Source organism: Okeania sp. SIO2B3 (assembly GCF_010672525.1).
In the GTDB taxonomy this organism is placed as follows: Bacteria; Cyanobacteriota; Cyanobacteriia; order Cyanobacteriales; family Microcoleaceae; genus Okeania.
This window is the reverse complement of record NZ_JAAHGH010000155.1, coordinates 1-12737: the sequence shown is the minus strand read 5'-3', so window position 1 is coordinate 12737 and position 12737 is coordinate 1. Positions and strand designations below refer to the sequence as shown.

The 12737-nt window shown below is 36.4% G+C and carries 5 protein-coding genes; 4 read left to right on the top strand and 1 reads right to left on the bottom strand.

Translation table 11 applies throughout. From position 1 onward, the window contains the following. Positions 1 to 1686 precede the first annotated feature (1686 nt). Positions 1687 to 3258 carry a PQQ-binding-like beta-propeller repeat protein gene (locus F6K15_RS35800; RefSeq protein WP_293070566.1) on the top strand — a complete coding sequence of 524 codons (1572 nt, stop codon included), beginning with the start codon at positions 1687 to 1689 and terminating at the stop codon, positions 3256 to 3258. Between the two features lie 966 nt (positions 3259 to 4224). Here the strand turns inward: F6K15_RS35800 and F6K15_RS35795 are convergent. Further along, positions 4225 to 5970 carry a glycosyltransferase family 39 protein gene (locus F6K15_RS35795; protein WP_293070564.1) on the bottom strand — a complete coding sequence of 582 codons (1746 nt, stop codon included), beginning with the start codon at positions 5968 to 5970 and terminating at the stop codon, positions 4225 to 4227. A gap of 533 nt (positions 5971 to 6503) precedes the next feature. On the opposite strand from F6K15_RS35795, the gene F6K15_RS35790 reads away from it, so the two are divergent. The 3 genes from F6K15_RS35790 to F6K15_RS35780 all read left to right on the top strand — a co-directional run. Then, complete coding sequence (locus F6K15_RS35790) at positions 6504 to 6671, top strand: DUF2256 domain-containing protein (protein ID WP_293070562.1); 168 nt, start codon at positions 6504 to 6506, stop codon at positions 6669 to 6671. Between the two features lie 45 nt (positions 6672 to 6716). Further along, a complete protein-coding gene (locus F6K15_RS35785) occupies positions 6717 to 7646 on the top strand; it encodes an isoaspartyl peptidase/L-asparaginase (RefSeq protein ID WP_293070560.1) in 930 nt (309 codons plus the stop codon). Between the two features lie 1598 nt (positions 7647 to 9244). Continuing rightward, positions 9245 to 12737, top strand: a 3493-nt coding sequence (locus F6K15_RS35780) for a DUF4347 domain-containing protein (protein ID WP_293070559.1), incomplete at its 3' end; no start/stop codon positions are given.

Below are 12737 nucleotides of genomic sequence, written 5' to 3'. Positions count from 1 at the left end.
CTTCCCTGCGGGATGCTACGCAAACAGCAATTAGTAATGAATAATTACTTCTCAGGTTTGGCAAGGGGACGCATGATATTCAACAATTAATAATTAATTATTAATTATTAATTATTAACAATTACCTCTCCTTGAAAAGAAGAGAATTGACTAATTATGAAAAATTTTTCTTCTCTTGGTCTCATGGATATGGCGAGGTCTCTTAGCTATCCATGGACCGCTTGTTTCTCCTTTCAAGGAGAGGCTTTAAATCTTAATTATTCGGTAAATTTTTATTATTTCTCAATTTCAAAATTTGCTTTTACCCAGACTTAAAATTAATTGATGTTTGCTTAGTAATGAATAATTAGTTAGTAAGCATTCAGCTCTCAGCTTTTTAATGAATAGACTTCTTGCAGAAGTCAGGGGATAGGAAATAAAGAGATTCAATTGTTGATTTAATATCTTGAATTGATTTAATTATTTTTTGGCCAGAGATATAATTAAGCAAACATTTGTTTGACTTTGACTACATTTTCAACCCAGAAAATTGAAGTACAAGAACGACTAGCTTGCGTTAAAGATAATTAAGCTGATAGCTGATAGTTGACCGCTGAATGCTTACATTAGTTCTAAGGTTTTTTTCTGGGACTTTGGCAGTAACTTTTTATTATTTTTCAACTTCAAACGTTGCTTTTACCCAGACCCAAAATTAATAGCTGAAGTCCGCAGTTGCGACCTAGGAGGCTAGCTAATAGCTGACGGCTGTTTGCGCAGCAGTCCGCAGGAAATGCTTACATCTAAATTTTGAATAAAGCCAAAAATTTATCGCTTTTAGGGAACAGGGAATAGGAAAAAAGTATTTTTACAAATATTGAGATGCACCCGTTTATTGTCTTTCGAGAAGGTAGATAAAAAATAATTGATTCACATTTTTTTCTCTTATTCAAGAATTAATTATGAATAATCAATTGCCACTTAATACCGTAAGCATTCAGTTATCAGCTTTTTAATAGACATTTCCTCCATACATAGGGAGTAGGGGGAAAGAATAGATAATTACTGTGGGATAATTGATTTGATTTTTTATGATTGGAGATGTCTAATGAATAAAGCAAGTATTCATTTAATTTCTACTAAATTCTCAACCAGAGATTCGTACTCTGAACCTTTGATAAAATTGCTTTTTTCTCCTTTAAAAGTAATAAAACTGATAACGCAGTTCCGACCATAGGAGGCTAGCTGATAGCTGACGGCTGTTTGCGTAGCATTCCGCAGGAAATGCTTACCTTATACCAAAAAGGAAGAGGATTAGTATAGCTAAATAAATTATTGATTTTTTTGTTTTTTATATAAGAGTAATCCCACCTTAACTATATATTAGCAATCGTAATTTATATTTCTATTTACTCTCAAAAATCATCAATATGTAATACCAATCACTAAAAGCAATGCGATACTTTTGTAACACTTCAATTATTTACTTAATAATTCGATAAAAATCACTTTTTTGATGATTATTAGCTAGCTAATACTAATTATTATAATGTTTATTTCTCCCTGTACGGACGTTGTATGCAAGGTCCCTACCTACTCCTCCTCCTGGGAGGGGTTAGGGGTGGGTACTATGCTCAATAAAATGTAGAAAAGTTTTTGAGAAATGGTATAAATATTTTTACTTCCACTTTTTTCCTTCCTCAATAATTTATGAATTACTCAAGAAGAAACTTCCATAAAATTGCTATCCAATTTTCTTTAGGAGCGGGAATAGCTCCAATTTTATCAAAATATCTAAATCTCAACTTGTCAGAAAATTTATTAGAGAATAAAATCAAAGAATTTTTTGCTTATCTTGACCCAGAGATTGATTTATTAATTCCTACATATTTGGGAAATGACCAAAGAAGATTCTATGGTCGTGGTACACCAGATAATTTTCAAGTTCTAGATAAGTTTAAATTAGGAACAGGTGTAACTTATGTCGGTAAAACTAGAAAAGTTTGGAGTGGAGCTGGATGGACTGGACAACCAACTGTTACTAAAGACCGTGGAAAAACTTATTTAGTTATTGGCGGTTATGACTATATTTTACGCAAAATAGATGCTGCTAATAATCAGGAAGTTTGGCAATATAAATTTGATGATGTGATTAAAGGTTCGAGTACGGTTTATATTGATGAAACTGCCAATGAAGAAAATCGTATTGTGATTTTACAAGGCAGTAGAACTGGGAGACCAAAAAGAGGAATTGCTCCTAGTTTTCGTGCTATTTCTTTTAGGACAGGAAAAGAAATTTGGCAACTAGATATTAGAAAGACTCGTAGTTATAGTCGCGATAATGATAGTTCTGCTTTGTTATTGGAAAATAATTTAATTTTCAATGCTGGGGAAAATGCTATTGGTTATTTTATTAATAGTTCTGTCAGTAAAGCTAAAATAAAATCTTCTATTCTGCAGCCAGAAGTATTATCAGAAATCAAACTTTATGTGGATAGTGATGCTAAAAGACAAGGGGGAAATATTGTCTCTGAATCATCTCCCGCTAGATTGGGTAATAGAATTTTTTTAGCAGCGGGTTCCGGACATATTTATGGTATTGATATAGAGAGTAAAAAGATAGTTTGGGATTTTTATACAGGTTCAGATTTAGATGGTACTGTTGCTATTTCTAAAGCTGGTAAATTATTTTGTGCGATTGAAAAACAATTTATTCCTGGAAATGGTGGGGTGGTGAAATTAAACCCTAATCAAAAAAATCAGGAAAGTGTAGAATGGTTTTTGCCTACAGGTAATATTAAGTTTAATAGTTGGTTAGGAGGTATTATTGGGTCGGTAGCTTTGAATGATGAATATAATAATTATGGTGAATTTCCAGCTTTATTTGCTACTAATGCTATTGATGGATATCTATATATTGGTTCCCAAGATTTAACTACAGGAAATAAAGTTAAAGGACCTTTGAAAAAGTTTAGTTATGATACTCCTCTAATTCTGTTTAAGCAGAAAATTGGTCCCTCAATTTCAACGCCAATTTTTACTGATGGAAATAAATTGGTAACTGCTGGATATAATGGGGTTTATATATTTAATTTGAATTGGGAATTTGCTAAACCTGACGAGGGAAATGTTTTACCTAATGCTCAAGGAGAATTTTTCCGCTTAATAGTAGAAGAAGCTGGCAAATTTACGGGTAAAGTGTCTTTTGAATCTACCCCTATTGTATGGGATGGAATTATTAGAATTTGTGGTCGGGATGGTTGGTTATATAGTTTTGGTTAAATTTTAGAAAGATAGAAAAAGCTAGAGAGAAAAAGAGTGAATTTATACTGACCGAAAAATTAGAATTTAAGTCTCGCTTTTCTAGGTCTACTTTTTATGAATGGAAATAGTCATTCATTTTTTATCATCTTTTTTTTGTAGTATTCTTTTTTCACACTTGGTATAAAAATTCGCCTCTTTTCCTACAGAATGCTCCGTAGATGGATGAGCTTTGCTATCGAAATTTAAGTAATATCAAGTCCAGTAGTATCGGTATTTTCAACAATTAATAATTAATAATTAATAATTAACAATTACCTCTCCTTTAAAACGGATAGGATTGACTAATTATGAAAATTTTTCTTCTCTTGGTCGATTGGATATGGCGAGGAGACCTCGCCATCCCATCCTACGGAATGCTGCGCAAACGACCGCTTATTATCCCCTTAAAAGGGGAGGCTTTAGACTAAAATTTTTCGGTAAAGGAAAGGAAGAAGGAAGAAGGAAGAAGGCTTTAGTCATCTAGAACAGAAGACTTAAAAGTCTGAAAAAACTTAAATTTTCTGTAGATATTCACCCTTAGATTTACATAAACTATACTAGCGGACATGATATAAGTTATTATCTAAGAAAACTCAAGACTTCCTGGGTCATTCTATACAAACAAAACGATATGAAGAAACATGGTTTGGAAGAGCAAAACTTTCCTACGAAATGCTGCGCAAATATTTCAAACTGAAAGATATAAGGACAAATTTTCTATATAAATTATCTACTAAAATTATTAACCAAAATCTATCTAATTTGCTGTAAGTTTCATAGCTTGATTCAGCAACGCCCTGGTCCGGTTTCTATTGGAATGCTAGGAGCAAAAATTTATAAGAGAGAAATTTATATCAATATAAGAATTTTATTTTGTCTGAAAAAACGGCTAATACTTGACAAAATATACTGCCATATTTATCACATCATTTTATTTGATGTATATTACTGACTCAATCTTAAATAGTAATAAAAATTTTGGTATTGGTATTGCAATATATAACGATTATCTAATAGGTTGACATTATTATAAACTTGTAAATTTTCTTGAAAAATTGGATCAGAGTCTTTTAATTCTATCAATTCTATTCTCACTTTTTTTTCTACTTCTCGTAGTTCCTGTAATGTTTGAGGTAATTGCCAAATTACTTGAGTTGGATAATTAGCGATCGCTAGATAAAAGTTTTTTTCTGATATTACTACTTGTGGCTTAATTTGCAATTTTGAAATAACTTTTTGCACCCGGGAACTATAAGTATATAAACGTTCAGACTGTCGTCGTTGGAGATTTTTTAATTTGTGAAATGTGACAAAATTTGAATAACTTAAACACACAACAATTCCTAATCCTATAGCAAGTATCTTTTTAGTTGGTAATTGTGAAGTTAATAACCATAAACTTGCCACTGATAATATTGCCATTAATGGAGAAAAAACTGCCAACCCTCGAATCCCCATATCAATATATTGATAAAGTAAAAAAACTGCTAATAAAGCTGGCATAAAACTAATTAGACTAAAAATACATAAATTTTTATAAGCTTGAAAATATTTCAAGAATTTAGAATTTAAAATTAAGAATTTAGAATTACCTCTTCTTATAAATAAGAGGATTGGATCAAAGGATTTTTTTTCTTCTCTTGCTTGATTAGATATGGCAAGGTTTCTTCGCCATCCAACCCTACGGGAAGCTCCGCTTTTCATGTCGGCGACAGCCGAAACGACCGCTTTTTTCTCCATAAATGGAGAGGCTTTATACCTGAATTTTTCGGTAAATTTATTTCGTTCAATTGTAGGAGTAAATACTGCTAAAGAAATACCCCATAGCAGCAACATTGATAGAGTAATTGTTGTATAGACTGGAAACTGTTTAAAATTAATGATGAGACTGCAATTGAATAAAAAATTTTCGCCCATCATTCTGAACATATTCGTCAAACTAGATTGAGATAAAATTCTTGTTGCTGCATAAGGATAAATTTCTTGATTTTGAGAAAGAGGAATTAACACCGTGATTGATAATAATGTCAAAGAAAATAATAAACTCAATAAAGTTTGTTTGTAATCTTGATTTTTACTTATCCATAAAACAGCAATACTAGCAGGAAGTAAGGTTAAAAGAAAAGGTTTGATTAGATATGCTAAAGCTATTACTAAACTCAAAAATATACCTTTTAACCAACCCTCTTTTTGTAAAAATAATAGAACTACAGCCACCATAACAATAGCAGCAGCAGATATTTCAGTCATTACCGAATGAGTCAAAACTAGAGTGTAAGGATAAATCAAGTAAATCAAAGCAGCTCCAAAACCAACCCATTGATTAAATATATTTTTGCCAACTATAAAGATGAGAAACATCGTTATCATCAGTAGCAAATAATTTACAAAAAACGGCGTTCTTTCATTAATACCACCAATCAAAAAACCAACAGCTAAAATTAAAGGATAACCAGGCAAATGAGTATCCTTAGTAGGATAGCCTTTTTCGATAATACTACTAGCTAAATAATGATGACTATTAAAATCAAAATGACGCACAATATTTTGAGCCACAGTATAATAAAGTGTTTCATCATTCCAGCGAATTTGTAAAGAAACTGGTCTAGTCAAATAAAGAGCGATCGCCGTCATCATCAAAAGCAATACATAAGGAAAAATATTGGTCAATAAGTTTTTACAAGTCTTCATTTTTGAATAAATTAATCAAGAAGAAAAAAAATATCTAAAATTCCCAACCTTTGCCTGTATATTCCTCTTGGTAGAAGGAAAAATAGTTCCTAGTTAGGAGTCTAGATTTGATATTTTAAAATAAGTAGATAAATTTTAAACTCTCAAAATCATCTTTTTTCGGCATAGAGTTTCTCAGACTAATAGGAATCTCCAAAAATCAAAAATAAAATCAATTATCGTACATAAATTATCAATTAATCTCCTCCCAGGAGGGATTGGGGGTGGGATCCCTATTCCCTATCCCCTCTTTTCTGGAAATATCTAATGAGATACACCTATCTTTATTTCTCTTCTGTTTCCTGTTCCCTATTCCCTAAAACCTAGATTTTTTTACCTTACTAGCTTGGGAAATGCTATACAATAATTAATAGGTATAGCAAAAAAAAGCAAAAATCAGAACAGCAAAAAACTAGCAAAGTTAATATAAACAATGCTTTTTTTACACTCTGAAACATTCACTATTTATTACTATATAGACTGAATATCATATCATGGGAAAGGCTAAATCTAAATCTGACTTACCAAGTAAAATATGTCCCGTATGTAATCGTCCTTTTACCTGGCGAAAAAAATGGGCTGATTGTTGGGATGAAGTCAAATATTGCTCTGAAAGGTGTCGGCGACGTAAGTCAAAAATTGACAAACAAATTGACATATAGCCTCATACCTAAATTTAATGATTCTGTAGTTAATCACAACAAAAAATGCAACCAAAACTAATTATTCATGGCGGTGCAGGTAGTTCCCTTGAAGAAAAAGGAGGATTAGAAACAGTTCGTAAATCTCTCCATAGAATAGTAGATGAATTACATAACTTGCTTCTGAGCGATGCAAAGGCCATTGATGTAGTTGTCCGTGGTTGTCAACTATTAGAAGATGACCCCATATTTAATGCTGGGACTGGTTCAGTCCTACAATCTGATGGCCAGATTCGGATGAGTGCTTCCTTGATGGATGGTTTAAATAATCGGTTTAGTGGGGCGATCAATGTGTCCCGGATTAAAAACCCCATTGAATTGGCCAAAGCACTACAAACATCACCCGATCGCGTACTATCAGACAATGGAGCTGCTGAATTTGTGCGGGAACTACAAATGCCTGTTTACAACCCCCTCACAGATAAACGATTAAACGAATGGCTAGAAGACCGCAAACAAGGCTTTAGTAGAAAGATGGCAAATGTCGTGGCAGAATCTCCAGGCACTGGCACTATCGGAGTGGTAGTCTTAGATAAAGAAGGGAGATTAGCTGCGGGAACTTCTACTGGTGGAAAAGGTTTTGAAAAGATTGGTCGTGTAAGTGACTCGGCTATGCCTGCCGGAAATTATGCCACTGGCAGTGCTGGAGTTAGTTGCACGGGTATTGGAGAAGATATTATTGATGAATGTTTGGCCGCCAAAATTGTGATTCGGGTAACAGATGGTTTTTCGCTCAAAGCAGCTTTTGAACGTTCATTTGCTGAAGCTCACGAACATCAAAGGGACTTAGGAGCGATCGCTATTGATGCCAACGGCATAATTGCTTGGGGAAAAACTTGCGATGTCATTTTGGCTGCTTTTCACGATGGGCAAAAAATTGGTGATAGTTTAGAAGCGGCAAAAGGGACATTAATTTTTACCGGAAAATTGGGTTGAAAGCCTCCCCCTTCCAGGGGGACTTTGTGTTATAGTGGAAACAGCGGAAAGGTATTCAACCGCTCTAAAAACCTATAGCTACTTAACTGTAGCGTTTGCACCTTGAAAAGTAGAGTTATGGAGTTTTGTACAGTAATGCTTGTACATAGAAAAACTCTAAGCAACAAGTATCAGAGAACCAAAGTTTTTTTTAAGGTTTGAACTGTACCGTAGGGCATACGGGAACGGGCTCTTGAAATAGAGCAAACGCTTGGGGAGAGAACCATCTCTGGACTAGATGCCGCAAGGTGTTTAGTTTAAGTGGACTCATTGAACCAAGAATCCTGGTTTCAGGAGAATCTCCGCGCCTAATCGCCGGAGAGTATGTCAATGCTGAATAATTCATAATAGGTGGGCAGTTACCCCATAGCACAGGCGGGGGGATAATTAACTTAAAAGTCGTCGCAATGCTAATGCAGAAATAGTTTCAGTCTAAGTTCAACTATCTCACTACTCTCCCTAGGCAACTTTTCGGCCCGCTGTAATTAGTCTCAACTCCAGTCCCTATTCCCTCCATACCTATTCCCTATTCCCTCTTTCCTGGAGATGTCTATATAGTCTAAACTCCAGATTTAATCAGATTTTGTCGGTCGCCAAAGATAATGCTGCCCAGTCTGACTTTTAAGCAATATACATCTTCAAAAATCCAAAATAAAATCAATTATTATCCATAAATTATCAATTAATTCTCCTAATTCTCCCTGTTCCCTCTTTTCTGGAGAGGTCTAATTATTTATACTGATTAAGTAATTTTATAGAAACTTTTAGGTAGCTAAAGATAATGCTGCCCGGTCTAACTCTTAAGCAATTATTTATTCAGTATTTAACTAGAAATGATATGACATTTAGCTAAACTTGATATAACAAAATAAATAAGTATATTAGCCTTGTTTAAACTGATTGAGTAACTTTATATAAATTAGCATTTAGTTATCAGCTTTGTTTGTTGATCTTTGAGAAAAAGTAAAGAAAAAATAATCCATTCTATGCTGGCTGGAGAAAAATTAATGGTGTATATTATGAATTTCTATATCATTTGCTCTGAAAATTAGTCTTGAAAAACTAAATAGGAACACAATAAATTTTAATATCTGTAAACAATAAAATAATATTTGTAAATAATCAAATGATGTTCACATCATAATCACCCATTTGGAGGAAGCATTCCAGTTGCTGTCTGTCTTAAAATTAAGATTTATAGATAATTAAGAAGAGGCTAGGACTCTACTTTCTAATCTATTTCTAATACATTTGGCGTAGTATATAACCAGAGAAACACCTAGTTAAAAAAATCGTCTATATATAATATAGACAAGGTTAACTAGCTATCAGCTTTTCCGTTCCGGAATGCTGCGCAAACAGCATTTAGCTGGAGCGCTAAAAAAAATCAAGGGTTTAAGTCCCCCACTATATTTGAAAAAATTAGTGGTGCGCTTTTTATGGGGTTTTAATCTCCCATTATACACCCTAAAAATGCTGACTGCCGAAGTGCTGATAGCTGAATGCTACTTCAACAAATCAACATCTATCTACCATCTATTTTTAAGGGAACATTTCCAATGTCTACCATCAACATCTATCAATCCTTATCTACCAAAAAATCTATCGAATTCTTTGGTTTTTCGACCGAACCCAAAACAGAGGAACAAATAGTCTTTATAGACTCTCATGTCGAGGATTATCAGGGTTTAGCTACAGAAGTTTTGTCAGGGATAAAAGTAGTTATTCTTCACCCCAATGATAATGGTATTGAGCAGATTACCAAAGTTATCAAGAAATATTCTCAAATATCATCCATACATATAGTTTCTCACGGTGCGCCAGGTTGTTTACAGTTGGGTAATAGCCAATTAAATATTGATAGTATTAATCATAGTTATGCCGAAGAATTAGAAACTTGGTCGGTGACTAATATATTACTCTATGGTTGTAATGTCGCTGCTTCCGATACAGGTACAGAATTTTTGGAAAAGCTGCATCAGCTAACAGGTGCAAATATTGCAGCTTCTGCTAGACCAACAGGTAGTGCTGCTTTAGGTGGTGACTGGGAGTTGGAAGTTACTACAGGTGAGATTGAGGTTGGTCTGGCATTTAGCGATCGGGTTGAACATCAGTGGGAGCATATTCTAGCTGAATTTGAGCAACAGCCATATTTTTATCAGGTTATTTCTGGTCAGCTAAGAATATATAATCCTCTCACAGGTGACTATGAAGAACTAGGAGTCGCTGTAGATCCTGTATATAATGCCACTGGGTATAATATACTAGATAACTTTCTTTATGGAATTCAAATTACAGATAATGATGACGACGACGGGGAGACAGCAGGAGATGTTATTAGAATTAATTCTGATGGCACAATTGAGAATTTAGGTTTTCCAGAATTAACTGGAACTCAAAAATTAAATTCAGGGGATGTAGACGATCAAGGTAATCTCTGGGTACGAACAGGTAATACAGAACTGACAAAAATTAATCTGACTACTGGCGCTCAAGAAGAGATTAATCTTACTGGAGATGACTTAGAGAGAGTTGTAGATATAGTATACAGAAGAGATGGTGATGACAACGAATTCTTCTACGGAACAGATAATAATGGTAGGCTATATACAATCAATTTACAAGATAATACTATTACTAGAACAGCAGTATCTAATTTGCCTGGTGGACAGGATTTTGGTGCTGCATGGATAGATCGTGATGGCAATTTCTATGTTAGCCGTAACAACGTAGGAGAATTTTATCGTGTTGATGGTTATGAGACAGGTTCTCCCACAGCGACTTTCGTTGCTAATGCTGAAGATACAAGGAATAACGATGGAATGTCAGACCCAAGACAACCATCGCCGTTTGAAGTTCCGTTTATTAATCCTGATGACGATCCTGATACTCCTGCTTTCACTTATGAAGAAACCTTTACTGAAGGCGATCCTGGTGTTGGTATAGTTGATGATAGTGTAGAACTCCGAGATTTTGATGGGGCAACACTAATAGGGACACCTGAAAATTCAATGCCATTGGATGGTGGAAATATTCAAAGCGCAACTATTACCCTGACTTCCGACACTATTCAAACTGACGATACGTTGTTCTTAGCTTCAGCTTTACCTGTTGGTATAACTGCTAGAGACCAGAATGGGGATATCATTGATGTTAGTGATGGTAGTGCAAGTACTATTACCGCTATTACCTTGACAGCAGATGATACAGATGTAGGAGCCGCCCCAGATGATTTTGAAGAAGCTCTCAAAGCAATTCAATTTACGAATCCCAGTGACACACCAGACAGAACTCCAAGGGAAGTAGATATTCAGTTAACTGATACAGAAGGCAATGCGGGTAATACTGCCACAACTACGATTAACGTTATTCCTGTTAATGATCCTCCTGCTTTTCAAAACCTGGACAATACTATCACTGTCACTCCAAGCGGTCCAGTTATTCTAGACGGTGATGCCACTATTACAGACCCAGAATTAGATGAAAGAGATAATTACAACGGTGCTACTCTTACTTTGGCAAGAGATGGAGGAGCGAATAGTGACGATGAATTTAGTAGTGGCGATACTGGAGTATTAGAATTAGCAGTAGGTGGAGATTTGAGAGTCGATGATGATGGTGATGGTACTTTTACTACTATTGGTACATTTACTAATAGCAATGGCGAATTAAACATAACATTCAATAGTAATGCTACTGGCGATCGAGTTGACCTAGCATTACAGAATATTGCCTATGGTCAAACCGCTATTAGAGTGTCTGAGTCAGTAACTATTAAATACACAATTGATGATGGTAACACAGAAGATGACGATCCAGATACAGATGATGCGGATCAAGGTAGTCCCGGTCCGCGAATGAGTATGGGTACAGTTGGTGTTGATATTAGTGATAATAACCCCCCCGAAGCAGACAGTAGCGCCATCACAGTAGACGAAGGCAGCACAGACACAGGCTTAGGTCTAGAAGCCCCCACCGACATAGACTCAGACGACCTCACCATCACAGTCACAGGACTCCCAACACTAGGCACAGTCACCCTAGCCGACGGCACAGAAGTAGAAGACGGCGATGTACTCACAGAAGACCAACTCACAACATTACAATACGACGCCCCCGCCGACTACAACGGCACAGACGACCCCGGAGACTTTACATATAGTGTCAGCGACGGCACAGAAACAGTAACCGGAAGCACAGACATCACAATTAACCCCATCAACGACCCCCCCGAAGCAGACAGCAGCGCCATCACAGTAGACGAAGGCAGCACAGACACAGGCCTAGGTCTAGAAGCCCCCACCGACATAGACTCAGACGACCTCACCATCACAGTCACAGGACTACCAACACTAGGCACAGTAACCCAAGCCGACGGCACAGAAGTCACCAACGGCACTGTACTCACAGAAGACCAACTCACAACATTACAATACGACGCCCCCGCCGACTACAACGGCACAGACGACCCCGGAGACTTTACATATAGTGTCAGCGACGGCACAGAAACAGTAACCGGAAGCACAGACATTACAATTAACCCCATCAACGACCCCCCCGAAGCAGACAGTAGCGCCATCACAGTAGACGAAGGCAGCACAGACACAGGCTTAGGTCTAGAAGCCCCCACCGACATAGACTCAGACGACCTCACCATCACAGTCACAGGACTACCAACACTAGGCACAGTCACCCTAGCCGACGGCACAGAAGTAGAAGACGGCGATGTACTCACACAAGCCCAACTCACAACATTACAATACGACGCCCCCGCCGACTACAACGGCACAGACGACCCCGGAGACTTTACATATAGTGTCAGCGACGGCACAGAAACAGTAACCGGAAGCACAGACATCACAATTAACCCCATCAACGACCCCCCCGAAGCAGACAGTAGCGCCATCACAGTAGACGAAGGCACTACAGACACAGGCTTAGGTCTAGAAGCCCCCACCGACATAGACTCAGACGACCTCACCATCACAGTCACAGGACTACCAACACTAGGCACAGTCACCCTAGCCGACGGCACAGAAGTAGAAGACGGCG

What these genes read in the sequence shown, in the direction of transcription:
- F6K15_RS35800 (WP_293070566.1), top strand. Translation starts at nt 1,687, where the DNA reads ATGAATTACTCAAGAAGAAACTTCCATAAAATTGCTATCCAATTTTCT.
- F6K15_RS35795 (WP_293070564.1), bottom strand. Translation starts at nt 5,970, where the DNA reads ATGAAGACTTGTAAAAACTTATTGACCAATATTTTTCCTTATGTATTG.
- F6K15_RS35790 (WP_293070562.1), top strand. Translation starts at nt 6,504, where the DNA reads ATGGGAAAGGCTAAATCTAAATCTGACTTACCAAGTAAAATATGTCCC.
- F6K15_RS35785 (WP_293070560.1), top strand. Translation starts at nt 6,717, where the DNA reads ATGCAACCAAAACTAATTATTCATGGCGGTGCAGGTAGTTCCCTTGAA.